Genomic DNA, 24,107 nt, shown 5'->3' with positions numbered 1-24,107 from the left:
TGGCTGGTCCGGGAGGGATCCGGGAGGGGGCAGGCGCGGCCGCGAGCGCGGCCGTTGCGGGCGCAGCCGGGGCAGCGGGCGTGGGCTGCAGCAGCCTGGCCAGGCTGTGCACGGAGGGTGCCTCAAACAGCGCCACGGCCGGTAGCCGCGTGCCGAACTCGCGGGCAACAGTCGTAAGCATCTGCAGTCCCAGCAGCGAGTTGCCCCCGAGGTCGAAGAAGTGATCCTGCGCGCCGACCTGCTGCAGGCCCAACTGCTCGGCCCAGATCGCGGCGAGGCGGGCCTCAGCGCCCGGCGCGGGCGGCACGTACGGCTGCGCCAGGTCGGGACGGGGGAAGCGGACGACGGCGGCGGTCGCGCGGGCAGGCGCGGGCAGGCGGCTGGCCAGCCGCAGCGCCGGATCCGTGGCGGTCGCCATCAGCATCGGGTACGCAGACGCCAGCGCGCGGTCGAGGGCGGCGGTGCTCTGTTCGACCGTCATCGCGTACGCGACGAACGCGGTGCCCCGCCCGCCGGACAGGCGCGCGGCGGTCGGGGCCCAGGTGTCCCACTGCACGGCCTGCCAGCGCGTCGCGCCCGGCGTGGCGGCGGTCGCAGCCGCCAGCGCCGACATCGCGGCGTTCGCGGCGGCGTACGCGGCGAACCCGATGCCGCCGAGCACCGCAGCGACCGACGAGAACAGCAGGCAGAAGTCGGGCGACTGCGCGGGCGGCAGCTCGGCCAGCACGTCGCGCAGCGTCCGCGCCCCGCCGAGCTTGGGCGCGAAGTGCCGGACGATGTCGGCCTCGCCCAGGTCGCGCAGCGCGACGAAGCCGTCGATGCCGGTGTCGCCGGCCGCGTGCACGATCCCGTCGACCCGGCCGTACCGGCGGGTGAGGTCGGCGACCATCTCGCGCATGCGCACCGGGTCGGTGACGTCGGCGACCGCGATCTCTACGGCGGCCCCGGCCCCGGTCACGGCGCGCAGCGCCGGCGGCATCGTGTCCCGACCGCCGCGGGTGGTGAGGACGATCCGTGCCGCGCCGCGCTCAGCCAGGAACGCGGCAAGGATCGGGCCGACGTCGCCGAGCCCGCCGGTGACCAGGTACGTCCCGCCCGTACGGATCGCCGACAGGGCCGCCACCGGAGGCGGCGCCGGCGTGTACCGGGCGACCAGCCGCGCCCCGTCGCGTAGGGCGACCGCAGGTTCATGCGCCGGGCGGCGGATCTCCTCCAGCAGTGCCGCCACCACGCTCTCGGCCGAGCCGCCGAGGTCCACCGCACGGCAGAGTAGACCCGGGTACTCCTGGCTTGCGACCAGGCACACCGGCGCGATCGCCGCCTGGTCGGGGTCGGGCACGTCACCGGGCGCCGCCGCGCCCGCCCTGCGGGTGACGGCGATCAGCCTCGGCCCATCCAGGGTGGACTCGCCCAGCGCGCGAGCCAGCGCGGCGACACTCGCGAAGCCGAGCAGCGCAGCCCGGTCGGGGTAAGCCATCGCGTCGAGCGCCCACAGGTGTACCGCCAGCACCGGCCGGTCGCCGGTCCGCTGCTGCGCCCAGCTGACCAGGTCGGCATGGTGGTCGGGGCATGCCGGATCGACAACGCAGCCGTCCTCGGCCAGGCGCGCTTGGCGGCCGGGACGCACGACGGTCACCGCCGCGCCCAGCTCCGTCAGCCCAGCCGCGAGGTCCGGGCCCACCGGGTCGTCCCCGGCGAGCAGCAACACGTACGGCGTGACCGGCCACGCCTCGGGCTCCGGCGACCGCACCGGCGCCCAGGCCGGCACGTTCAAAAAGCCGGTCTCGGCCGAGATCTCCTCGGCGGCGGACGCGGCGGGCAGCAGCGTGGCCGGGCCGGGCGACGGCACCGTAGCAGGCGGGTCGATCCAGTATCGGCGGCGGTCCAGCGGGTGGCCGGGCAGGTCGACCTTGCGCAGCGGGCGCTCCTGCCGCAGCCGCGCCCAGTCCACCGGCACGCCCGCCAGCCACACCCCTCCGATCAGGGCATACGCGGCCTGCTGCGCGTCGGCCGGGCCGCCGTTCAGGCACAGGCGCAGCCCGGCGTGCCCGCCGGGGCCGCCGATCCGCTCCAGCAACCGCCCGTCGGCGCCGAGTTCGAGCAGTACTGCCTCCTCGTCGCCGACCGGCACGGCGGCGTCCAGGTCCACGGCGGTCAGCAGGTGCGCCCACACCTGAGGATCGCGGGCGGCGGCGTCGTCCAGCGGCTGCCCGGTGAGCGGGGACCGGACCGGGATCGCGGGCGCGGTGAACGTGACGTGCGACCGCAGCCAGGCGGCCAGCGCCGCAGGATCGGTCCCGTCGGCGGCGGCCAGCCCCGCAGGTGCGGTCCCGTCGGCGGCGGCCAGCGCGGCCGCGAGCGCGTCAGGCAGGGTCAGCACGCCAGCCAGGCAGGCGGCCGCGGCGGCCCCGGGGCCGTGTCCGAGCACCGCGGCCGCGTCCACACCGTGGTCACGCAGCCAGCAGCCCAGCCCGTACGCGACAGCGAACGCGGCCACGGGCGGCGGGCTCACCGCCAGGTCCGGCACCGCCGCCCAGGCCAGGCAGGCATCGATAGCCTCGCGGAAGACCGGCTCGGTGGCATACAGTCGCCGCGCCCAGCCCAGGTCGGCGTGCCGGCCCGGGGCCAGCAGCCACAGCGGGCGGTCGGTACGCGACTCTTGCCGCGCGGCCACGTCCTGCTCCGACCGCAGCGCTGCCGCGGCCGACGCGGTGTCGACGGCGACGAGAAAGCGCCGGTGCTCGCAGACCGACCGGCCGACCTGCAGCGTGTACGCGGCGTCGGCGAGTAGTCCGGGGGTGGTGTCGCCGTTCAGCCGCCGGGCCAGCCGCCGGGTGAGCTGATCGGCGGCCGAGGCGGTGCGCCCCGACCACACCAGCAGCTCCACGCCGGTGCCGCCGGTCGTCGCGCGGACCGTCGCCGGCGCCTCCTCCAGCACCACGTGTGCGTTGGTGCCACCGATGCCGAAGGCGCTCACCCCGGCCCGGCGCGGCAGCGCATTCCGGGACCAGTCCCTCAGCCCGGTGACGACCTCCAGGCTCGCGCCGCCCAGGCGCAGCTGGCGGTTGGGCGTACGGAAGTTCAGCGTGGCGGACAACTGCTCGTGATGCAGGCTCAGCGCCGCCTTGATCAGGCCGGTGGCGCCGGCGGCCCGGTCGAGATGGCCGACGTTGGTCTTCACGGACCCGACCAGGCAGGACTGCCCGTCGAACACCTTCTGCAGCGCGGCCAGCTCGGCGGCGTCGCCAAGCGCCGTGCCGGTGCCGTGGGCCTCGATGTAGTCGATGTCGCCTGGTTCGAGACCGGCGCTGGCCAGCGCCTCTGCCACCACGGCGGCCTGGCCTCCGACGCCGGGGGCGGTGAAGCCGACCTTACGCCCGGCGTCGTTGTTGACCGCCCAGCCACGGATGACGGCGTACACCCGGTCCCCGTCGCGCAGCGCGTCCGCCAAGCGGCGCAGCGCCACCACCGCGACGCCGCTACCGACCGGCGTGCCCAGGGCGGACTCGTCGAAGGCGGCGCACCCGCCGTCGGGCGACGTCATCCCGCCCTCCTGATACAGGTAGCCGACCCGGTGCGGCACCTGGACCGAGACACCGCCGGCCAGGGCCAGGTCGCACTCACCGGCGGCCAGGCTGGTGGCGGCGGTCGCGACGGCGACCAGCGATGTCGAGCAGTAGCTCTGCACCGCCATCGACGGCCCGGCCAGGCCCAGGATGTGCGAGACCCGGGTGGTGAGCGAGTCCTTCTCGTTGGCTAGCCCGATCGCCATCTCCCCGGTCGAGGCGACCAGCGCCTCGTTGGGCAGCAGGTTGTTGGTGAGGTACGTGCTCCACGCCGCGCCGCCGAAGACTCCGATCAGCCCATCGAAGCGGGCGGGATCGCAGCCCGCATCCTCCAGCGCGGTCCACGAGCATTCCAGAAACAGCCGGTGCTGCGGATCGAGCAGCTGGGCCTCCTTGGCCGACAACCCGAAGAACGCCGGGTCGAACAGATCGACCCCGTCGAGCACCGCGCCTGCCCGGACGTACGCCGGGTCGGCCAGCAGCTGCTCGGACACCCCCGCCGCGCGAAGCTCGTCGTCGGTGAACCGGGTGATGCCACTGCGGCCATCGCGCAGCAGCATCCACAGCTGCCGGGTGTCGGCTGCACCGGGGAACCGGCCCGCCATCCCGACGATCGCGATGTCGGTCCCGGACAGCTCGGTGGTGGTCTCGTCGGTCACGTCGCCGGTCCTCGCCTTCGCCCACTGCCGTTGCCCGTCCGCGCCTGCCGCCTGCGCCGGCCCCGCTCCCCAACCGCGGCGGGCTCAGCCTCGGCGGGCTCACCGCCTAGGTATGCCACGAGCGCGGCCACGGTGGGGTGTTCGAACAGCGCCGCGGGCGGCACGCTCACCTGCAGCTGCTCCTCCAGCGCACGGACGATGCTCATACCCACCAGTGAGTTGCCGCCGAGGTCGAAGAACGGGTCGTGCACGCCGATCTGTTCGATGCCGAGGAATGTGCCCCACACCCGTGCGACCTGCCGCTCCAGCGGGCTTCGCGGGGCGACGTACGCCTGGCGCAACACCGGCCGGGGGTAGCCGCCGGCCCCCTGGGTGGGAGCGCCCTCGGGCGGCGCCGGTGCGCGCAGCTGCACCCAGCGCGTGGTGAGCAGGTCCAGCGGCTCGCCGACCACCATCACGGTGGACCGGCCCTCGGCGGGCAACGCTGCCGCGCGGGCACTGCCGGCGGACTCGTCGATGCCGTGCCGGTCGCGGTAGTCGCGTACGGCCCGGGCGAGCTGCGGCGAGTGCGCGAGCGCGGCCGACTGCCAGACGTCGTGTCGCCACGGCCCCCACAGCACGGAGCAGACGCGGGTCCCCGCAGGGTCGTCGACCGCGGCGGCGAAGGCGTCGAGCACCGCGTTGGCCGCCCCGTAGTCGCTCTCGCCCGGCCCGCCGACCTCGCCGACCACGGAGGCGTAGCAGAGCAGAAGCTCCAGCTGCTCGTCCGCGGCGGCGTGCGGACCCACCAGTTCCAGCAGCGGGCCGAGCGCGGCGACCTTGGGGGCGAGTACGGCGCGGGCCTGCGCCGGGGACTTGTGCTGCACGAGCCCGCCGCCGGGCACGCCGGCCGCGTGGACGACGCCGTGCAGGGCCCCGAAGTGCCGCCGCACCTGCGCGATCGCCGCCCGCAACTGCGCCGGGTTGCCGGCGTCGGCGCTCACCTGCAGCACCTGCGCGCCGAGCGCGGTCAGCTCGGCCACGCCGCGCGCGGTCTCCGCGAGCCGGTCGTCGCGGGCCGGGGGCGCGTCCTGCGGCAGCGGGCCCCGGCCCAGCAGCGCCAGGTACCGCACCCCGCCGGTGGCCAGCTCCCGGGCCAGCGCCAACCCGAGCCCGCGAGTGCCGCCGGTGATGAGGTAGACCCCGTCCGGCCGCCAGGCCGCCCGCGCGTCGGGGTGGGCCCCGGAGCCGGTCTCGGGCCGCCAGGCCCGCGTCCACCGGCGTCCACGCCGCCAGGCGGTTAGCGCCCCAGGACCGGTGGGTTGGCCGCCCCGGTCGAGTCGCCGCAGTTCGGCGTGCACCTCGGCGGCGCGGTCGGCGGCGGAGCCGGCCGGTTCGAGGTCCAGACCCGACCAGCGGGCCCCCGGGTACTCGTGGCCGAGGCTGCGCCCGAACCCGTGCACCACGGCCCGCTCAGGCGCGGACGCGTCCCCGCCGATGACCTCGGCGCAGCCCGCCGAGACCGTCAGCAGGCGCAGGTCGGATCCGCGCACCTGACTGCCGAAGGCCTGGATGAGCAACAGCAGGCTGTCGAAGCCGTGGCGCAGCGCGCCATCGAGCGTCGCGTCGAAACCGCCGCCGACACCGCCCAGCAGCGCCCGTGTGATCAGGCTCCACAGGTGGACCACGGTCAGCGGACCCGGGCCGAGCTCGGCAACCAACCGGCTGTGGTGCTCGCCGTCGCCGGGGTCGACTGTGCACCGGTCACCCTCCCGCCGGTAGCCCGCGCCCGGCGCCGCCTCCAGCACGGTGGCGCCCTCGGCGCGCAGCTGCATCGCCAGCTGCGCGCCGATCCCCTCCGCATCGGCCAGGATCAGGTAGCGCCCGCCGGCGGTGAGGCTGCCCGGGGCGGGCCGGACGTCGTCGCGGATCCACTCGGAAACGTAGGTGAGCAGCGCCGACGGCGCAGCGGGAGCGGGGGCGGGGACGGCGTGCGCGACCGGTTCGGGCCAGTAGCGCGAGCGCTGGAACGGGTAGGTCGGCAGGCTCACGATCCGGCCGGTACCGCCGTGTCCGGGCTCGCCCGCGCCGCGCTCCCAGAGGTCGCCGAGGGCACGCAGCAGCGTCTCCCGCTCGCCCGCGAGGTCGGGCCGGGCGCGGAGCTCCTCGGGCGAGCGGAGCACGGTCACCACGGCGGTGTCGTGCCCGATGACGCCGTTCTGCCGCAGCAGGGTTCCCAGCGTGGCACCGGGACCCACCTCGACCAGGACATCGGCTTGCCTGGCCAGCTCGGCCGCGCCCTGCGCGTAGCGCACCGGCCGGCACAGGTGATCGGCCCAGTACCGCGGACTGGTCGCCTCGGCGTCCGTCAACCAGGTGCCTGTGGTGTTGGAGACGATCGGAACGCTGGGCGCCGAGCGCGCGACGCCGGCGATCACCTGGGCCAGATCCGCGCGGACGGGATCGAGCAGCGGCGAGTGGAACGCGTGGTCGCTCCGCATGCGCACGGCGGCCAGCCTTCGTTCGGCCAGCCGCCGCGCGGCCGTCGCGACCGCGGCGACGGTGCCGGACAGCACCGTCATGGCGGGTCCGTTGAGAGCCGCGACCGCCAGCTGCCCGGCCGCGCCGTCGAGCACGTCGTCGAGGTCGTCCGGGGCGGCGGCGACAGCGAGCATGGCCCCGGGTGGCACGGACTCGATGAGCCGGGCCCGCCGCACCACCACGCGCAGCGCGTCCTCCAGCGTGAACACGCCGGCGAGGCAGGCGGCCGCGTACTCGCCGAGGCTGTAGCCGAGCAACGCGGACGGACGGACACCACGGCCGTCGAGCAGGGCGGCCAGGGCCAGCTCGACGGTGAGCACGTACGGGTGGGACAGGCTGGCGCGCGACAGCGGGTCGGCGTCCGGGGCGGACGCCAACCGGGCCGCCGCCAGTGCGGCGAAGGCGTCCCCGGCGACCGGGGCCGGATCGGCGAACAGGAACGGGGCGAGATCGACACCCTCGCCAGCGAGCACATCCAGGCACCGGTCCACGACTGCGGCAAAGGCTGGCTCGGTCGCGTACAGCTGCCGACCCATGCCCTGGTGCTGGTCGCCGACGCCGGGCAGCAGGTATGCCACGCGCGGGCGGTGGCCGGCGTGGCGCAGCAGGTGCCCGGGGGTGAAGGGCGCGGCGGACAGCTGGGCGAGGGCGTCGGCGGCGTCGGCAGCCACCAGCGCGCGGCGGGCCAGCAGGCGGGAGCGCCCCTGGTCCAGGGTGCGGGCGACATCGGTAAGGTCGGGCGCGGGCGCCTCGCCCAGGCGCCGTGCCAGGTTGGCGGCCTGCGCAGCCAGCGCGTCGGGGCCGGCCGCCGACAGCATCAGCAGGGTTGCCTGCGATGCGTCGTGGGCCACTGGTTGCGCTGCGGTGATCTGCCGCAGCGGGGCCTGGAGCACGCAGTGGGCGTTGGTACCGGACCAGCCGAACGAGCTGACCCCGGCGACCGTCGCCGTGGTGGCCGGCGATAGTTCCAGCCGCCCCGGCACCGGACGGACCGGTCCGTCCGGGTCTACTGCCCCGTTCGGCGTGGCCAGGTGCAGATTCGGCGGAAGCTCCCCGTGCTCCAGGGCGAGCACCGTCTTGATCAGACCGGCCATGCCCGCGGCCGCCAGCAAATGGCCGACCTGGGTCTTGACCGCCCCGACCCAGAGCGGCGCACGGCGCGAGGCCGTGCCGTACACCTCCCGCAGCGCGGTCAGCTCGATCTCGTCGCCGAGTTCGGTGCCGGAGCCGTGCGCCTCGACGAAGGCGACGTCCTGCGGACGAACCCCGGCGTCGGCCAGGGCGTCGCGGATAACGGCGGTCTGCGCCGCCATGTTCGGGGCGGTCAGCCCGTTGCTGCGGCCGTCGGAGTTGACGGCGGAGCCCAGCAGCAGGCCGCGGATGCGGTGGCCGTGGCGGACGGCGTCGGACATCCGCTCGAGGATCACCGCGCCACCGCCCTCGCCCATGGCGAAGCCGTCGGCATCGGCGTCGAAGGTCTTGCAGCGGCCGTCGCGGGCCAGCATCGACATCGCGCAGCCCTGCACGAACGCATCCGGATGCAGAATGAGGGAGGCCGCCGTGGCGATCACCAGGTCGGTCTCGCCGCGGCGCAGGCTCTGCACACCGAGGTGCAGCGCGACCAGTGACGACGAGCAGGCCGTGTCCACGGTGACGACCGGGCCGCGCAGATCCAAGCGGTGAGCTATGCGCCCGGCGGCGACGCTGGGCGCTCCGCCGAGTGCGGCATACGGGTCGGCGAGCAGGTCGGCGCCCTGCAGGTCCCGCTGCAGCCGGGTGTACTGGCCGGAGTCCATGAGGCCGGCGAACACCCCGGCCCGACGGCCGGCCAGGCTGTCGGGCGCCAGCCCGGCGTTCTCCAGCGCTTCCCACGCCAGCTCCATCAGCAGCCGATGCTGGGGGTCGGTACGTAGCGCCTCCTGCGGTGACAGACCGAACAGCGCGGCGTCGAACCCGGCGACATCGGCCAGGAACGCGGCGTGCCGGGTGTACGAGTAGCGGCCGGAGCTGGGCCGGTCGGGGTCGAACACGGGCGGCTCGTGCCAGCGTGCGTCCGGGATTTCGGTGACGGCGTGCACGCCCTTGACCAGGTTGTCCCAGTACGCCTCCGGCGTGTCCGCGTCGCCGGGGAACCGGCAGGCCAGCCCTACGATGACGACGGGGTCGTGCGACTGTGCGGTGCTGGAGGGTTCGGGCGCGGCGGCTGTCGCCGGGTCGCTGGACACGCCCGCGGCCAGCGCTGCCGGGCTGGGCCAACGGTAGGCCAGGGCGGGGTCGATCGGGGCACCGATCCGGTCCTCGAGCTCGGCGAGCAGACCGACGAGCTCCACCGAGGCGAGCCCCTGGCCGGTGAAGGTATCGGTGGGGTCGATATCGCGAGCATCACGGCCGGTAAGGTCGGCCAGCCGGCCAACGATCCACCGCGCGATCTCGCCGGAATCAGGCACCGACTGTCCCTTCGTCACACCGGACCGAATCGCTATCGGGCAGGGCTTCCGACAGGCTGCGACCGAGAGTAGACAGCCGCCCTTTCACTTCGTTTTCAAATCCCTTTCACCTCGCTTTCTGAGCCATCGCTGAGCAGCGAAGATCCCCTCCGAGAGAGGGCTCGACACCCTCGGCCGGCACCGTCTGGGACTGGATAACGCACTCCACGAAGCGTGACTGTCAGGTGGTCGCTGGACCAAGGTCGTCCATCCGAGTTGTTGGTATTTACCCGCATCCCGCAACCGCACGCGCCGGGGTCAGTTCCACACAATCACTGATGATCTACAGCGGCCGCCCTCGTTCACACACCACACCAAGCCCCAGCTCAGCGAAGGTCAACATCTCCGGCTGGCGTACTAGACCACGCTCGTTCCACATCGAGCCGATACCACTCGAACGCCCAGCTCAACCGCCACTCAACCGACTGGGCAACAGCCCTGCGGAGATCACTTTCACCCCGCTGGCCGTGTTCACGGCTGACTGGCTTGAACTGGCAGGCATCGATGCACATCGGCGCTCAAAGCGCAAGCCTTGCCTGGGCAAGAGTGATCCCGTAGGTTCCCTGGGTAAAAGATCCAGAACATTTATGTATTGTCCAGGACCGATACGGGGGTTCTGCGGATGAAGATCTCGCTGCTTGGCCCATTAGAGGTGTCGAATGACGCTGGCAGCATGATCACGCCAACTGCCCTTAGGCAACGGTTGCTGCTCACTCGCCTATGCGTCGACGCGGGACGCCTCGTCTCGACTGATCAACTTCTGAGCGCCCTGTGGCCCGACGAGCAACCTCGCGATTCGTGCACGGCACTCCACGTCAATATCTCCAGGTTACGGAAATATCTGGCGAACACAGGTGCCGATCCTGGCACTGTGGTCACGGCGCCGGGTGGGTACGCAATCAATCTTGAACGCCACCAGCTGGACGTCCACGACTTTCGCGACCTAGTCGCCCAGGCGAGGAAAAGCGACCGAGAACGTCGTATGGAGTCCGCGATCAGGCAGCTCCGGCAAGCCCTGTCATTGTGGCGCGGCGACCCGTTTCGCGATCTACGGAAGTCGGTGACCCTTGCCTGCGCTGCGACGGCATTCGAGGAGGAACGGAACGCCGTTCACGAGAGACTGATCCAACTTGAGCTGAGCCTGGGGCGCCACCACCAGATTATTGGCGAACTGCACGAACTGACCGTCAGGCATCCAACATGGGAAACGGTGCACGCGCAGCTGATGATCGCACTTTATCGAGGTGGAAGGACAGCCGAGTCACTCACCGTCTACGAGGCGATTCGTCGGCGCCTGGTCGCAGATTTCGGCATCGAGCCGTCGGGTGCCCTCAAGAGGATCCACCTCGCTGTTTTGCGGCAGGACAACCAGCTTGAGCACCCCGGATTCGCCTGTTGCGGCAATATATGAGAGCGGAGGCGGTTGGTTGTACAACGCGTTAGATCCACCAGGCCGCGGCGACCACACCTCCGACAACCAGGCACCCAGGGAATGAAGTGCAATCTGCGCACCCGCAGGAATGCGGCGGTCCGCGCAACAGGCCGCTAGCGGGCGTAGCGAAACCAGATCTCAGAGTTCAGGCATGCGATCGCTTTACGCGCCTCGGGAGCCCAATATGAACACGGTGAGCTTTGCATTTGAGGGAACGATATCAACCAGTTGCCAGAAGGGCGCGGACTCGGTGTCCGGTTTGGTGAACGAGCGAAGCCCGAGGTGTATATGCTAGAAGCTGACGCTCTGGTCAAACACTATGGTCAGGTCACGGCGCTCGACGGATTCTCCCTCCACGTTGGTTCTGGGCAGATCGTCGGCCTTGTAGGGCACAATGGCGCAGGCAAGACAACGTTCGCTAACGTCGTCTCAGGTCTCGTTAAACCCAACTCCGGCAGCGCGCGAATCGATGGGAAGGAGCCCAAAAAAGCCCTACGACAGCTTGGCGTAGCACCCCAACAGATTGCCCTCTATCCGACAGCGACCGCTTATGAGACGCTTCGGCTCTTCGGGGCTCTCCACGGGCTGCGTCGGCGCCATCTCGTCGACGCGATTGATGAGGTGACCGCCGCCTTGCGGCTGGACAACTTCCTGCACCGAAGAGTCGGCATTCTTTCCGGTGGCCAGCAGCGCCGCGCCCAGGCAGCTGTCGCAATGTTGCACCGTCCGCAGGTGCTTCTCATGGACGAGCCGACGGCTGGGGTGGATCCGGAGACGAGGCAGGCACTTCTCCAGGCGCTGCGGGGTCGGGCCTCCGCAGGAGCGGCCATCGTCTACACCACTCATTACCTCCCGGAGCTGATAGAGCTCGGGGCGGACATTGCTGTGGCGCGAAACGGGCAGGTGATAGCGCAGGGCACGACCCAGGAGTTGCTTAGCGACCTTCCCGGCAATATAAGGATCGACTTCGACGACGAGACTCTTGAGGTGTCCACAACGGATGCCGCTGGCACGCTTGCGGAACTGTTACGCACGACCAAGAAGTCGCTACGCCGGGTGGATATACGCCAGCCGTCACTTGACGACTTGTACAAGGAGCTTGCGCATGATCGGTGACATGGCGTTTCGATCCATGGCTCTGATTCGCCACAACGTGTTGCTGAGAAGCCGCGACCTCGGTCAACTTGTGAGCTATCTGGTCATGCCAATGATCTTGATGCTCGTTTTCAAGCCACTCTTTGTGGCGGCGTTGCCGAACGGCGAGAGCCACGCCGTAATCGGGCTACTTGTCATGTTCTCCGTATTGTCGATTTCGGTCGTCGCCTCGTCACTGCTCAGTGAGCGGACTTGGCGGACATGGGACCGACTGAGGGTTACCCCGTCCTCGACGTTCGAACTCCTTCTAGGTAAGTCCGTTCCCATCCTGCTGATTCTTGTCTTGCAGCAGGCACTACTACTGCTATATGGGTCGCAGGTCATCGGAATGGAGATCAATGGCTCCATTGGCTTATTCATACTAGCCGTTCTTGTGTGGGGTCTCGTTCTGCTCGCCATTGGGTCGGCGCTGGCCAGCATCGTTCGAAGCCACGGCGAACTCAGCGCGGTAAGTGATATCGGTGCTCTCGCCGTCAGCGCTCTGGGGGGGTCTTTTGCACCCGTGGAGATGATGCCTCGCTGGGCGCAGGCGATAGCGCCATTCTCCCCGGGTTACTGGGCGATCTCCATGCTCAAGGGCTCGGTTCGGGGAGACGTCGCAGTCACCTTGCAGGGAGCCGGAATCTTGGCGGTCGTCGGCCTTCTGGCCGGCACGTTCGCCTGTATACGACTTAGCCGGGAACTCAGCGACCTGAGATCGTGACCAGGTTTCTTCCCATCCGACCAAGTGCCGTGAATCCGTGGTGGGCTCACCTGCCTCGCCGTCCGGCGAGGTATCCTGCGCTATCCGGCACAGGCAGGGATGTCGACAGTCGAGGTGCCGGTACGCCGGCAGGTAGTGTGAGGTTTAGAGAGTGACGAATGTAGCTGTCGAACGCCAATCGTATCCGCTGGACTTCTTCGGCGACCGGTCTGTCACGACCCATCTCAGCTGGGGACAGCAGTGGGTCTGGAACGGGTTGTCAAACCCTAACATAGCTGATACCCGCTACATGTGCGTCGACATCGTGCTGCCGATCGCCAAAGAGATCGGGATGCGACCGGACCGCGCCGCAAGGGCGGTGGGCGCTCTGGTCAACCGCTTCGAGGCAACGCGAACGGTCTTCGTCGAAGACGGAGGCGCCACATTCGGCCTGCGGCAGCAGGTGCTCACGTCCGGCACCGTACCCATGGAACTGTGGACAGTCCCCCGGTTCGACCTGGACGCATTCAAGCTGCTCTCTAGCGAGATGTCCCAGATCAATTTCGCTATGCAGGATCTGCCGCTCTGCGCTGTGATCCTCGCCGAGAATGAGACGGTACGACTGGTGGCGTTGCGGATGAGCCACATGGTGGCAGACATGTGGTCCGCCGCGCTTCTGCGCACCGAACTGCGGTACGCACTGGGGCTCGCCGATCCGAACGAACAGGTCCGGCGCGGCTCCCGCGACTGGCAGCCAGTCGACCAGGCGGAGTTCGAGGCCGGCAAGATGGGCGCACAGCTATGCGAACGCTCGCTCCATTTCTGGCGGAACCAGATGCACCGGTTCCCGGCGACGCTATTCTCACGTTCGAGCGTTCCTGCTGACCTGCCTCGCTTCTGCGAGGGCAAGGTGTCTTCGAGGGCAGCCTTCAGTGCCATCCACCTTCTGTCCCGTCGTTTTTCCCATCGGTACGGCAACTGCTCGCCTCCCGTAGTGCTGATGGCCGCCGTTATTGCGCTTATCGGCGCATGGTCCGGTACGGCAAGCGTCGGCCTGCCCGTCATGTTCAGCAATCGGCACATGCCGAGGTTGCAGGGCCTGGTCGGCCCACTAACCGAAATGGGTGCAGTGTGTGTGGACGTGGCTGGACATCGCTTTGAGGACATCGTGCGCTCCACCGCCCATGCCACCCTGGCCGCGCAACGCCACAGTCAGTACGACGTCGCGCGCTACAACGACCTGCAGGCCGAGGTGGCACGGGAGCGAGAGGGCTTCGAGGTGTCCAGCTATTTCAACGTCCGAGTACGCAGCGACACCCGTCCGGTAATGGAGGATGACGAACGAACCCATCGCGAGATCCTCGATCTGGCCGAGGAGACAAGCATCAGCTGGAACGAGGGCTTGGAAACCTACACCGTCAAACTGGCAGTAGTGGTGGAGCTGCGGGACGGCGCCGCGGACCTCACGCTCCGCGCCGACACCAGCGCCCTCCCTCGACGCGACGTGTCAGCCTTACTCGACAGCCTCGATCCGTTGCTGATCGCGGCGATCGAAGTAGAAGGGCTCGATCAAGCAGAACTGGAGAGGATCGTCGCCCGACCTCGGTGACTGGAAGCCCCAGAGACTCTCGTCCCAGTATCCGGACTCCGGAGCCAGTCACCCAAAGCAGCTCGACCACCTGGCTACAGCCAGTTGAGCCACTCGCCCGGTTCGGCGCAGGTGTGGGGTGTGCCGCGTGTCGCCGTCGTGGGCCGCGCCAATATCGACCTCACTGTGCGGGTTCCCGGGCCGCCGGTTCCTGGCCGCACGACGTTCGCGTCGTCGCCGGCGACGACAACTGCCGGCGGTAAGAGCCTCAACCAGGCCCTGGTCGCCAGCCGGGTGGGCGCGCACACCAGCCTGATCGGCAACGTCGGCGACGACCACCGGGGCGCCTTGCTGTACCGGGCCCTGACCGACGCGGCCGTTGACGTGTCCTGCTTCCACCTCGTGCCGTCGGCGTCGACCGGAATCGCGGTCATCGAGGTCGACCCTGACGGGGAGAACCGCATCATCCTCGCGCGTGCCCCGGACACCGAACTCACCGGCGAGCAGGTAAGCAGCAGACTCGCAGGGCTGCACGCCGTCCTGTCCAACGGACCACACCCAGGTCAACACGGAAAACTACGCAGTCCCCCTTCCTCCGGCCAATGGACCGGCCGGTTAGCGACGGAACCGGCTACGCCAACGACTCAGCCGGTGGAGACAGCGAGTTTGCCGAAGAAGGCGCGGATGTCGGCCGCGTGGGTCTGCGGCACCTCCATCGCCACGAAATGGTTACCGGGGTTGCTCTCCGGCCAGTGCACGATGGTGTTATCCCGCTCGGCCAGTCGCCGCATCAGGGTCGAGCCGCCCCCGTACACGCCGGACGGCACCCGCTTCTGCCCCTTCGGCCAGACGAAACTGCCGTCGCCGGCCACGGTCATGCGCTCGTACATCGGCCATGACGAGGTCCCTGCCGTGTCGGTGAACCAGTAGAGGCTCGCGTTGGTGAGGATGAGGTCCCGGTCGATTGCCTGTTCGGGAGTCGAGACCATGAAGGCGAATTCCTTGAACTTCTGGATCATCCAGGCCAGCAGCCCGACCGGGGAGTCGTTCCAGGCGTACGCGAAGGTTTGTGGCGCGGCCCGCAGCAGCGCGTGATGGTCCACGCCGCTCATCCACTGCTGCATCTGCTCCCACTCGGCTCGTTCCGCCGCAGTCATACCCGGCACATCGGCCTCGGTCGGGAAACCGAAACCACCGTCGATGTGTACGCCGACGACGTGCTCCGGATCCACCGCGGCCACCTCCGGAGCGATGTACGCACCCAGGTCGCCGCCCTGAATGCCGTACCGGTCGTAGCCGAGGCGGCGCATCAGCTCGGCCCACATCCGGGCCACCCGGTTGATCGTGAAGCCGGTCTCCGGTGGCGCCTGGGAGAAGCCGAAGCCCGGTACCGAGGGGACCACCACGTGGAATGCCTGCGCCGAGTCGGCGCCGTACTTGGCCGGCTCGGTCAGCGGCCCGATCACCTCCGTGAACTCCACGAACGAATTCGGCCACCCGTGCGTCAGGATCAGCGGCAGTGCGTCCGGCTCCGGCGAGCGAACGTGCAGAAAGTGCACGTCTAAGCCATCGATCTCGGTGTGGAACTGAGGGAACTCGTTCAACCGCGCCTCGTGAGCGCGCCAGTCGTACCCGTTCGCCCAGGAGTCGGCCAGCTCTCGCAGATAGTCCAGCGGCACGCCGCGGCTCCAGCCGTCACCGGGCAGTTGCCGCGTCCACCTGGTCCCGGCGAGCCGCGCCCGCAGGTCGTCGAGGTCGGCTTGCGGGATGTCGATCCGAAATGGCGTCATGCGAACCACGCTAACGGCCATGTAGGTCAGTATCTGTCACACATGACTGGCATCTTTGGTCCATGTCCTCTGACACCCCCGGTCGCCTGCTGACCCTGCTGTCTCTGTTGCAAACCCCGCGCGAATGGCCCGGCAGGGAACTGGCCGCCCGGCTGGGCATCAGCCTGCGCACGGTCCGCCGCGACGTAGAACGGCTGCGCGAGCTGGGCTACCCGGTCCAGGCCACGATGGGCGCCGTCGGCGGTTATCGGCTGGTCGCCGGCAAGGCCCTGCCGCCGTTGCTGCTGGACGACGAGGAGGCGGTGGCTATCACGGTGGGCTTGCGCACGGCGGCCCGGCACGCCGTGGCCGGCATCGACGAGGCATCGGTACGCGCGCTGACCAAGTTGGAGCAGGTTCTCCCCACGAGGCTGCGGCGCCAGGTAGGGGCACTCGGCGCCGCGACCGAGCCACTGCTGACCTGGGAGCGGCCCACCGTCGACCCGGAGCGGCTCACCGCGCTAGCCGCGGCCATCGCCCACCGGGAGCAGCTGTGCTTCACGTACCGCAAGCACGACGGCACGAAGAATGAGCGGCGGGTGGAACCACACCGGCTGGTGTCCTCCGGGCGGCGCTGGTATCTGGTCGGCTACGACACCGACCGCGACGACTGGCGGATCTTCCGGGTCGACCGCATCAGTGAGCAGCAGAGCATCGGGATGAGTAGCGCACGGCGAGAGCTGCCGGCGGCGGACGCGGCCGCGTATGTGACCGGCAAGCTACTCGAACGGACGCCGGTCTACCGGACGGTGGCCACCCTGCACGCGCCGGTCGAGCGGCTGGGCGGGCGGGTCGGCGACTCCCCGGGCGACCTACAGCCGATCAACGCGCGCAGTTGCCGGCTCAGCAGCCACACCGACACCCTGGAGTGGACTGCCTGGCGACTGCTCTCACTCGGCTGCGAGTTCGAGGTGCACGAGCCGCCGGAACTGGTGGCGCACCTGCGGGAGATAGCGGGGCGGGCCGAACGGGCCGCGACCCCACCGGCAACAACAGAAGGTGGCGCCTGGGCCGAAACGTAACGCACTACTTTCGGCTACTTGTTTCATTGCTCTAGGACCGCGGCCCGGCCAGGCTTCGGTCTAGACGTCCGGGCTGTCGCTCCCACATCGGCTGCCCACCTTGGTGTGGCTCTCGTTTGGCCTGCGCAGTCCCGGGCGTCGCTGCAGGGCAGGGAGAGGCTCAAGCAAGGTTTGCGCAGCTCGAAGTAGCGTTGCCCTCTTCGCTCGACGACCTGTCGGATCGAGCAAGGGAGGGGCCATATGAGCCCGTCGCAGCGTGTGGTCATCGGCTCGGATCAACACAAGCGCTCCGCCACCATCGAGGTGATGATCAGAGACGAGGCTGTCCTGGGCACTGGCCGTTTCAGCACCGACCGCGCCGGCTGCACGGCGACGGTCAGTATGCCAAGCAGTGGCCGGACCGGGTCTGGGCTGTCGAAGGCTGCCAGGGCATCGGCCGGCACATCGCCACTCGGCTGCTCGCCGAGGGCGAGCAGATCGTTGACGTCCCGCCGAAGCTGCCCGCGCGGGCGCGGGTGATCGCCACCGGTCAGGGCCGCATGACCGACGCCACCGACGCACACTCCATCGCACTCGTCGCCGCCCGGATGGCCGGGCTGCGTCCACTGGTCAACAAGCACTTGTCAGGTGGCTCAGTCGAGTGTCGTGCAGTTTGGCCTCCGGACAGCCAGCCGCCGCTGGCGTGGGAAGGCGTCGCGGCCTGTGGTCACCAGCAGGCCGTGGTGTAGGGCATGGGTTCTGGTCATTGGGTGAGGAGGTTTTCTACGCCGTAGTAACTCCACCAGGTAGGGCGGTGTCTGCGGAGACTGCCCCCGACGCGGGTCAGCAGCAGCCAGTTGCCGTTCTGGACCAGCGCCGCGTCCTCCTGCCGGGCAGCCAACACACGGGCCACGGCCTTCATCATGTTCGGGATCCCCTTGTCGACCACGTCGTCTGCCCGCATGGAGAAGTCGATATCGACGTACGTTTCCGGCTGCCACTCCCAGCGGGCGCCGTTGTCGTCCTCGGCATCGAAGTAGCCCTGGTTGCCCGAGTAGACGCTCAGCGCGTAGCCGCGCGTCTCGTAGAGCCGAGCACTCAACAGCCTCGGGTTGGTGCCGCTCGGCCTCGGCCTCTCGGCGGTGTCCGCCGCCACGAGATCAGCCACGTGTTCCAGGGGGAGGTCACCCGCCATGGTCAACCTGAACTCGACAGCCATCTCGCGCCTCTCCTCAGTCTCGACGTACGATCTGCACGATCGTGCCACTCGGCGTTACCGCGACGAGTTCCTTCAGCCTCTCGACCGGCCAGTTGTCGAACTGTGTCCGCAGGGCGGCGAGCTCTCCGTGCCAGTCGTGCAGGTTCAGCACGACACGTTGGGTCTGCTCCTTGTCGACCTTGGCGTGGACCTCGCTCCAGACACCCCGTACCGACTTGCCAAGAGTGGGCGAATAGCAATCGAACACATGACCCTCGATCAGGTAATCCGGGTCTTTGTTCGGACTGCCCGAGTCGCCGGTACGGAGCCGGGCATCGGCGATCTCCTGCCTGGTGGGGTTCTGGTGGACCCGGTAGCTCTTGGCAGCGACTATATCGGCGCATTCGTTCTCGAGCTCCAACGGACGCCGCCCTTCGTCGTCCAACCGGGGCGGAATTCTCGTCCTTGGACCGGTCGGCGACCCGCCCGGAACACCGGTTGGCTTCCTGGTCCAAGGCGTGCCGTGGTCGGGGTCAGCGACAGCTTCGTCGCCGGCAGAATGAGGTGTCGAAGGCGGATCACCGTGAACCAGAGGGGTAGGGCTGGCCGGTGGATGACGGCCAGCCCTCATCAGTTTCCCGACGTGCCCAACTGCCGCGCCTCGGCGATCGCCGCTTCGATGGACTGCCGGGCGCCGCCGGTGCCGGCGACGACCAGCACCAGGACCTGCTTGATGCTGTCCAGGGCCTGTAGCAGCGGCCCGGGCTGCCCACCCCGCAGGATCCCGGCGACGAGCTGCTGCGCCTCACCGACTCCGGTGATGACCCCGGCAGCCGTCTCACGAGCCTTGTCCACGGCGCTCTGCACAGGGGCCAGCCCGGCGATCGTCTCCTGCGGAGTGGCCTCGTTCGGTACCGCCGCGGTGGCCTTCGCCGCCTCACCGAGCGAACCGCCGAGCCCACCCAGACCGCCCTGGATACCTATGATCGCGCGCCGCACCCGCACCGCGCCCGCCGCCACCGCCGCGAAGCCAGCGCCCGCAGCCCGCAACGACACCTCCTGCGCCTGCCTGTCGGCCGCGGCCGCCAACCCCTGAGCGCGTTCGACCCCGGCCATCAACCCGCGAAGTTCACCGGCGATGTTCTCGATGTGCGACACGTAGCCGACATCCCCAATCGATGACAGTGAAGGTGCTCGACAGCTGAACCTACCGGGGTCTCTGCGGGGCCACCAGACACGACGGGGCCGGCGCCGCCGCGATGCGAGCAGTCGCGTTCGTCAGCCACAGTCGCGGCGACAGGGGCGGCGCGACGCTGGTCCGCCACATAGGTCAACGGCCCAGCGGATCGGCTTGCGGCGTTTGCCGAGCCGTCCGGCGATGTCGGAGATGGCGTGTTGGTCGTTGGGGATCTTCTCGGACATCACCACGGTGCCGTCGTCGTCGACGACGCACACGTGGTGGTGGGTCTTGCCGACGTCAACGCCGGCCCACAGGCTGCCCATCGGGCTTCACCTTCTCGGGTCGTTTGGTCAGGGGCGTGGACCCGCCGCGGTTCAGTAGCCACAACTTCGGAAAGGGCGATCGGTCGCAAGTTCCCATCCAGTGCTGATACAGCGGTCATCAGCGAGGGCCGGGGCGTCCTACTCCTACTGGCCATGACATCGGCAGCACACACCCAGACAGTCACCCGACCCTCCGGGTCCAACCCGGCAAACGACACAGTTCGATGTCTGGTTGCGGGTCCGAACGGGCTTCTGGAGGCTGCTGCCGTTGGCGTCGGCTGTCCGGGGCGGCCCCGGTAGGCCGCGGCCGCCTCACGGCCTTCCCGCACTGCGGCGACGGTTACCGGGCGGCGAAACCATACGTCAGGCGTCGAGGCCTGCGAGGTTGAGGCGTTCGAGCAGGCTGGGCTTGCGGGCGTGCACCGCCCGTAGCTCGGCCAGCCGGTTTCGGAACGATGTGCTGTCTCCGTCGCGTTCGCCGAGATCGCGCAGGTCGACGAGGAGTTGTACGGCGGTGTCGTACTCGCGGGGTTTCTTCGTGGCGATGAGTTCGTCGACCCGCTGCCATGCGGCGGGTTGGTCGACCGCGAGGGTGTCGAGGTGCCGTTGCCGGGCTGCTGCTGCGGACTGTTCCCGGCGAACCCGGTCGCGTTCGCGCTGCTCGGCGTCGCGGCGTTCCCGTTCGGCGCGCAGGTCCGCGGCGGTGGCGAGCAATTCCCCGGCGGTACGGGCGGCCGTCGGGTTGGACGCGTCGGTGGGGTGCGCGTCGCGGTGGCGGCGCAACAGTTGGCTGCGCAGGTGGCCGTCGCCGCCGGTGATCAGGTCGGCCAGGATGGCGTCCTTGTCCCGAGCGGGCAACCGGACGACCCAGGTGCGTAGTTGCGCAGCGGTCGGTTCGCCGGAGGCTGCGGGCGCCGACCCGGCCGCCGCAGCCGAAATCAGATCGGGGTCGATGCGCAGGAACTCGGCGACCGCCGTCAGGGGCGCGTCGAGGATGCCCAGCCCGGCCGGGACGGGCGGCTCCGGCTCGTCGTCGGCGACGCCCTCCGACTGTACGCAGCGCAGCCAGGCCAGGTACAGCAGGCGCAGGTCGCCGGCTGCGAGGCATGCCCGGACCGGGATGATGGAGGTGAGCAGACCGTGGCCGTCGAGGTCCCACTCGTCGGCGCCGTCCTCATCCTCGCTGTGAAGGTCGATGATGACGTGCTTGCCGGTGGTCCAGGCGGACGCGCTGTCACCCTGGCAGTACTGGGCGACGGTGGCGGGGTCGAGCACGTGTTTCGGTAGCCGCAGCATGAGCCGGCGCGTGCCCCAGTTCGCCAGGTACAGGTGCGCGTCGAAGTACCGCTGCATCAGCTTGCGCGGGTCGCCCTTGAAGTCGCCCCACTGGTAGGTGTTCACGAAGCTGGTGGCGGTGATGTCGGCGCGGGTGGACAACGACCGCAGCTCGGCCTGGTCGCGGGAGGTGAGGGGCCGGTCGACGGCGGTGAATTCGTAGTACTGGTACTCGCTCACCGTGACCTACCTCCCGGCCCAGTGCCGGTATGCGTCAATCCACGCGGCGCCCTCGGGTGCTGGACTGGGTAGCCGCAGGTCGAGTAGGTCGATCCTCTGTCGGTGGCGGCCTCTGGCGCAGACCGCGACGATGCTGTCCGCGGTCAGGTCGATCTTCCGCACGGTGGCCTCGACGCCGAGGACGGTGGTGGTGAACGGCACCGCCAGATGTTCCTCGATCATGGTGAACAGGCCGGTGAGCTGCTCGTCGTCGCCGTATGCGTCGACCGTGGCTTCCTCAATCATCGCCTCCAGCGCGGCGTTGCCTTTCGATGCCATTGGCGGAGGATATCGGACCGGTGGCGGGGTGTGCGGAGCCTGATGCGCGAGGATGGTCGGTATGGGTTCGGTGGCCGAGTTCGTCGCTTCGGCGTGAGGTGAAGCGGTTACGGGCGGAGAACGCCCGGCTGGCGCGTCTGCTGGAGTTGCGCGGCCAGGACACCTCTGCGCCGCCGTAGCAGTTGTCCGCGCCGGTTGAGCCGCCAGGGCTGGTCACCATGGCTTCGCCGGCGCAGGACAAGCTGGCGTTGTCTGCCGACCGGTTCCGGGCCCGGGCCGACGTGTACGCCGTGCGCTGGGACAACGCCCGTACCGGCGCTGCCAAGTGGATGCCCGCGGTCGCCGGCGGTTGGCGAAATACGTATGTCGCGTGGTGGGCGCGTACGGAATCGTCCTGGCCAGTGGTGGTGGGCGGTCCGACCCGATGGAATGCCTTACCGTCGCGGCCGACGAGGAGCACGAACACCACCGTCCCGACGACCGAGACGATCGCCTGAGGCAGGATCATGGCGGCCGACGCGCCGGTGATCAAGGCGGCCAGGGACGGGCGCCACTCCGCCGCTGCCACAGGTCGTACCGACCTGGTTCAATCCACAGGACAAGCGGGCACGACAGGCGGAGGACAATGGGAAGCTGGGGAAACGGCAACTTCGACAACGACACCGCGGCCGACCATCTGGGGAGCTTGACCGACCGACTCATCGCCGAAGTCGCCGAGGCGATGTCCGGCGACTCCGTCAAGATCGAGCCCGACGAATACTGGGGCGTCGCCGTGCCCTGCAACCTCGAACTGCTCCACCTCATTGCACAACAGAACTACGTCGGGGTCGATCTGCCCGCCCCGGACACCATCGCCGACTGGAAAACCAAGTTCCTGACCGTCTGGGAAGAGGCCATCGACGACCTGGAGCCCACACCCGACCACAAGGAACAGCGGCGCGCCCACCTCGTCCGAACCTTCGACCAGCTCACCGAACTGGCCAAGGCCGAACAGGCGTGACGCTCCGGCCGTCTCCCGCATTACCCACAGCAGGTACGGACATCTCCTCAATGGTCGTCACCCGTCTGCCGACAGGCAGGTGGGGCGGGGCGTGGAGGCGCGGCTCCCCCCGCCACCTGCGCCGTCAAGCCCGCATGCAACGGCTCACCGGCAGCTCCGCGTCGCCGAAGGGCAGCACGTTCAACCGCGACGTCAGGTCCGCGACCTGATGCATCCGCTTTGCGACGCGGGCGAACTCCGGGGTCTGGACATACATCCGCTGAGTTGTCGCACCAGGCATGTGACGATCTCACCAAACACCATGGCCGGGCAGCAGGCAACCGACACGCCAGCCACGACAACCAATGGTTGTGGGGTTTACGGCAGACCTCGACGCGGGTCAGATCATGCCGGCGCGCAGCGCGTACGCGACCGCGTGGGAACGGTTCCGCAGCTTGAGCCGGTGCGTGACCCCGTAGATGACGTTCTTGACGGTCCGCTCGGAGTAGCAGAGCTTGCCGGCGATCTCGCCGGTGTCGAACCCGTCCGCCATCAGTCGCAGCACGTCGACCTCGCGCGAAGTGAGGCCGGAGGCGTTGAGGCCGTTCGGGGCGAGCACCTCGCGCTGGAGCCGATCGATGTGCTTGAGCAACTCGCCGACCAGGTTCGGCGGCATGACGCCGCCGCCGTTGGCCGCAGCAAGGACGCTGTGCGCCAGCCGTTCGGTGGTGACCGCCGCTCGCGGCAGGACGGCCACCACCCGGCAGTCCACCGCCGTGAGCAACTCGCTCTCGGTGATCTCCCGGAGTACGAGGACCACCGGCAGGCCGGTCTGGGCAGCCGAGCGCCGCAGCGTCGCCACCACGTCCACGGTCAGCTGCTCGCAGCCGAACACCAACACCTGCGCACCCGCGCGATCGGCGGCCGGCAGCAGCTCGACCGCCGGACAGGACCGCAGGAAGCTGTCGAGCCCCGCGTAGCTGAACGGGTCTGCCGCCTGCAGGACAAGCCGAACCTTCTCCACCGGAACCTCCGTGTCTGATGGCTGCGGTGGAAGTCTGCGGAACGCCCCTTCAGAAAATCTCCACACCACCTTCACGAGGGTCCTCGGCGCGTGAAGATTCGCGGCCACGGTGCTCAGCGGTTGCCGGCCCGCCCCGCCCCGGGCGGCACCAGCCGGGCCCGGCGCAGCGCCTCGATGTACTTGGGGATCTCCGTCGCGGCCAGCTCCAGCCGACCGGGCGCGAGCTGGTCGGCGAATATGGCATCGACGACGTCCAGGGCGAGATCGTCGGGGATCTCGTCCACCCGCTGGGTCGGCACGTGCCGCCAGATGCGCAGGATGCGGAGCCGGGCACGTACGGCGGAGAGGGTGCGTTCCAGCTCGGCTATGGCCTGGTCGGCCTGGGCCGCGTCCAGTACGAACCGCCCCTCGCGGGCGAGGGTGAGCAGAAGCTCACCGGCGAACGGGTTCGCCGGTGCATCCGGATCAGCCGACACCGGTCGAGTGCACCAGGCCGACGGTGGAGGCGGAAGGCACCGCGTCCGGATGTGCCCGGACTCCGGTCCGATCTACCCGGTTTTTCGCCCACGGTGATCCGATTTCCCCCGTGGGCGGCGTGGGTGGGCACCCGGCCGGCCGATCATCCGGACTGGCAGGGGCCTGTCTCTTATAA

Annotated in this window: 20 protein-coding genes and 1 pseudogene; 8 read left to right on the top strand and 13 right to left on the bottom strand. The window is 69.5% G+C overall.

Annotated features, from left to right (window positions below):
• Positions 1–4,225: type I polyketide synthase (locus E1258_RS12780; RefSeq protein WP_132399937.1), on the bottom strand; the 4,225-nt coding region annotated here is incomplete at its 3' end.
• Positions 4,222–9,192, bottom strand: a complete 4,971-nt coding sequence (locus tag E1258_RS12775) for a type I polyketide synthase (protein WP_132399934.1) — start codon at positions 9,190–9,192, stop codon at positions 4,222–4,224. The genes E1258_RS12775 and E1258_RS12780, both read right to left, overlap by 4 nt.
• Positions 9,193–9,853: 661 nt before the next feature.
• Here E1258_RS12775 and E1258_RS12770 point away from each other — a divergent pair.
• The 5 genes and pseudogenes from E1258_RS12770 to E1258_RS35835 all read left to right on the top strand — a co-directional run.
• Positions 9,854–10,642 (top strand): AfsR/SARP family transcriptional regulator, encoded by a 789-nt coding sequence (locus E1258_RS12770; protein WP_132399931.1) that lies wholly within the window; start codon positions 9,854–9,856, stop codon positions 10,640–10,642.
• A 309-nt stretch (positions 10,643–10,951) separates the two neighbouring features.
• Positions 10,952–11,779 carry an ABC transporter ATP-binding protein gene (locus E1258_RS12765; protein ID WP_132399943.1) on the top strand — a complete coding sequence of 276 codons (828 nt, stop codon included), beginning with the start codon at positions 10,952–10,954 and terminating at the stop codon, positions 11,777–11,779.
• Positions 11,769–12,521 (top strand): ABC transporter permease, encoded by a 753-nt coding sequence (locus tag E1258_RS12760; protein WP_132399928.1) that lies wholly within the window; start codon positions 11,769–11,771, stop codon positions 12,519–12,521. The genes E1258_RS12765 and E1258_RS12760 overlap by 11 nt, the downstream gene beginning before the upstream one ends.
• A gap of 151 nt (positions 12,522–12,672) precedes the next feature.
• A complete protein-coding gene (locus E1258_RS12755) occupies positions 12,673–14,109 on the top strand; it encodes a condensation domain-containing protein (protein ID WP_132399925.1) in 1,437 nt (478 codons plus the stop codon).
• 111 nt (positions 14,110–14,220) lie between these two features.
• Positions 14,221–14,586, top strand: a pseudogene (locus tag E1258_RS35835) (PfkB family carbohydrate kinase); the annotation flags it as partial.
• A 146-nt stretch (positions 14,587–14,732) separates the two neighbouring features.
• Here the strand turns inward: E1258_RS35835 and E1258_RS12745 are convergent.
• Positions 14,733–15,878, bottom strand: a complete 1,146-nt coding sequence (locus tag E1258_RS12745) for an epoxide hydrolase family protein (protein WP_132399922.1) — start codon at positions 15,876–15,878, stop codon at positions 14,733–14,735.
• A gap of 62 nt (positions 15,879–15,940) precedes the next feature.
• Between E1258_RS12745 and E1258_RS12740 the strand changes: the two genes are divergently transcribed.
• Positions 15,941–16,939: a YafY family protein gene (locus tag E1258_RS12740; protein ID WP_132399919.1), complete on the top strand. Its 999-nt coding sequence runs from the start codon at positions 15,941–15,943 to the stop codon at positions 16,937–16,939.
• Positions 16,940–17,214: 275 nt separating this feature from the next.
• Here the strand turns inward: E1258_RS12740 and E1258_RS33285 are convergent, their stop codons facing one another.
• The 7 genes from E1258_RS33285 to E1258_RS12705 all read right to left on the bottom strand — a co-directional run bounded on the left by E1258_RS33285 (position 17,215) and on the right by E1258_RS12705 (position 21,452).
• Positions 17,215–17,559, bottom strand: coding sequence for a hypothetical protein (locus tag E1258_RS33285; protein WP_165949742.1), 345 nt, complete (start codon positions 17,557–17,559; stop codon positions 17,215–17,217).
• Between the two features lie 122 nt (positions 17,560–17,681).
• A complete protein-coding gene (locus E1258_RS12730) occupies positions 17,682–18,137 on the bottom strand; it encodes a SitI3 family protein (RefSeq protein ID WP_132399916.1) in 456 nt (151 codons plus the stop codon).
• Between the two features lie 13 nt (positions 18,138–18,150).
• Positions 18,151–18,561, bottom strand: a complete 411-nt coding sequence (locus tag E1258_RS12725; RefSeq protein ID WP_132399913.1) for a hypothetical protein — start codon at positions 18,559–18,561, stop codon at positions 18,151–18,153.
• Positions 18,562–18,746: 185 nt separating this feature from the next.
• A complete protein-coding gene (locus E1258_RS12720; RefSeq protein WP_132399910.1) occupies positions 18,747–19,274 on the bottom strand; it encodes a DUF6244 family protein in 528 nt (175 codons plus the stop codon).
• 120 nt (positions 19,275–19,394) lie between these two features.
• Positions 19,395–19,619 (bottom strand): transposase, encoded by a 225-nt coding sequence (locus E1258_RS35410; RefSeq protein WP_371688609.1) that lies wholly within the window; start codon positions 19,617–19,619, stop codon positions 19,395–19,397.
• A gap of 363 nt (positions 19,620–19,982) precedes the next feature.
• A complete protein-coding gene (locus E1258_RS12710) occupies positions 19,983–21,134 on the bottom strand; it encodes a hypothetical protein (protein WP_132399907.1) in 1,152 nt (383 codons plus the stop codon).
• Positions 21,135–21,140: 6 nt separating this feature from the next.
• Positions 21,141–21,452: a hypothetical protein gene (locus tag E1258_RS12705; protein ID WP_207919530.1), complete on the bottom strand. Its 312-nt coding sequence runs from the start codon at positions 21,450–21,452 to the stop codon at positions 21,141–21,143.
• A gap of 218 nt (positions 21,453–21,670) precedes the next feature.
• Between E1258_RS12705 and E1258_RS35830 the strand changes: the two genes are divergently transcribed.
• Together E1258_RS35830 and E1258_RS12695 are read left to right on the top strand one after the other, a co-directional pair.
• Positions 21,671–21,949, top strand: coding sequence for a hypothetical protein (locus tag E1258_RS35830; protein ID WP_371688608.1), 279 nt, complete (start codon positions 21,671–21,673; stop codon positions 21,947–21,949).
• Positions 21,950–22,077: 128 nt separating this feature from the next.
• On the top strand, positions 22,078–22,452 hold the full coding sequence (locus E1258_RS12695) for a DUF4259 domain-containing protein (protein ID WP_132399904.1): 375 nt from the start codon (positions 22,078–22,080) through the stop codon (positions 22,450–22,452).
• A gap of 124 nt (positions 22,453–22,576) precedes the next feature.
• Here E1258_RS12695 and E1258_RS35405 read toward each other — a convergent pair whose 3' ends face one another.
• The 3 genes from E1258_RS35405 to E1258_RS12680 all read right to left on the bottom strand — a co-directional run bounded on the left by E1258_RS35405 (position 22,577) and on the right by E1258_RS12680 (position 23,931).
• Positions 22,577–22,708, bottom strand: a complete 132-nt coding sequence (locus tag E1258_RS35405; RefSeq protein ID WP_256370993.1) for a hypothetical protein — start codon at positions 22,706–22,708, stop codon at positions 22,577–22,579.
• A 123-nt stretch (positions 22,709–22,831) separates the two neighbouring features.
• Positions 22,832–23,455 carry a response regulator transcription factor gene (locus tag E1258_RS12685; RefSeq protein WP_132399901.1) on the bottom strand — a complete coding sequence of 208 codons (624 nt, stop codon included), beginning with the start codon at positions 23,453–23,455 and terminating at the stop codon, positions 22,832–22,834.
• Between the two features lie 113 nt (positions 23,456–23,568).
• Complete coding sequence (locus tag E1258_RS12680) at positions 23,569–23,931, bottom strand: hypothetical protein (protein ID WP_132399898.1); 363 nt, start codon at positions 23,929–23,931, stop codon at positions 23,569–23,571.
• Positions 23,932–24,107 lie beyond the last annotated feature (176 nt).

Source organism: Micromonospora sp. KC207 (genome assembly GCF_004348615.1).
Classification (GTDB): Bacteria; Actinomycetota; Actinomycetes; order Mycobacteriales; family Micromonosporaceae; genus Micromonospora.
The sequence above is the reverse complement of the archived record's forward strand: the minus strand, read 5'-3'. Positions and strand labels throughout refer to the sequence as shown.

Bases quoted from the DNA above. Each gene is read 5' to 3' on its own strand.
- E1258_RS12765 (WP_132399943.1), top strand. From the start codon at position 10,952: ATGCTAGAAGCTGACGCTCTGGTCAAACACTATGGTCAGGTCACGGCG.
- E1258_RS12730 (WP_132399916.1), bottom strand. From the start codon at position 18,137: ATGGCTGTCGAGTTCAGGTTGACCATGGCGGGTGACCTCCCCCTGGAA.
- E1258_RS12695 (WP_132399904.1), top strand. From the start codon at position 22,078: ATGGGAAGCTGGGGAAACGGCAACTTCGACAACGACACCGCGGCCGAC.
- E1258_RS12745 (WP_132399922.1), bottom strand. From the start codon at position 15,878: ATGACGCCATTTCGGATCGACATCCCGCAAGCCGACCTCGACGACCTG.
- E1258_RS12705 (WP_207919530.1), bottom strand. From the start codon at position 21,452: ATGGCATCGAAAGGCAACGCCGCGCTGGAGGCGATGATTGAGGAAGCC.
- E1258_RS35405 (WP_256370993.1), bottom strand. From the start codon at position 22,708: ATGTATGTCCAGACCCCGGAGTTCGCCCGCGTCGCAAAGCGGATGCAT.
- E1258_RS12770 (WP_132399931.1), top strand. From the start codon at position 9,854: ATGAAGATCTCGCTGCTTGGCCCATTAGAGGTGTCGAATGACGCTGGC.
- E1258_RS35410 (WP_371688609.1), bottom strand. From the start codon at position 19,619: ATGGGCAGCCTGTGGGCCGGCGTTGACGTCGGCAAGACCCACCACCAC.
- E1258_RS12760 (WP_132399928.1), top strand. From the start codon at position 11,769: ATGATCGGTGACATGGCGTTTCGATCCATGGCTCTGATTCGCCACAAC.
- E1258_RS12740 (WP_132399919.1), top strand. From the start codon at position 15,941: ATGTCCTCTGACACCCCCGGTCGCCTGCTGACCCTGCTGTCTCTGTTG.
- E1258_RS35830 (WP_371688608.1), top strand. From the start codon at position 21,671: ATGGCTTCGCCGGCGCAGGACAAGCTGGCGTTGTCTGCCGACCGGTTC.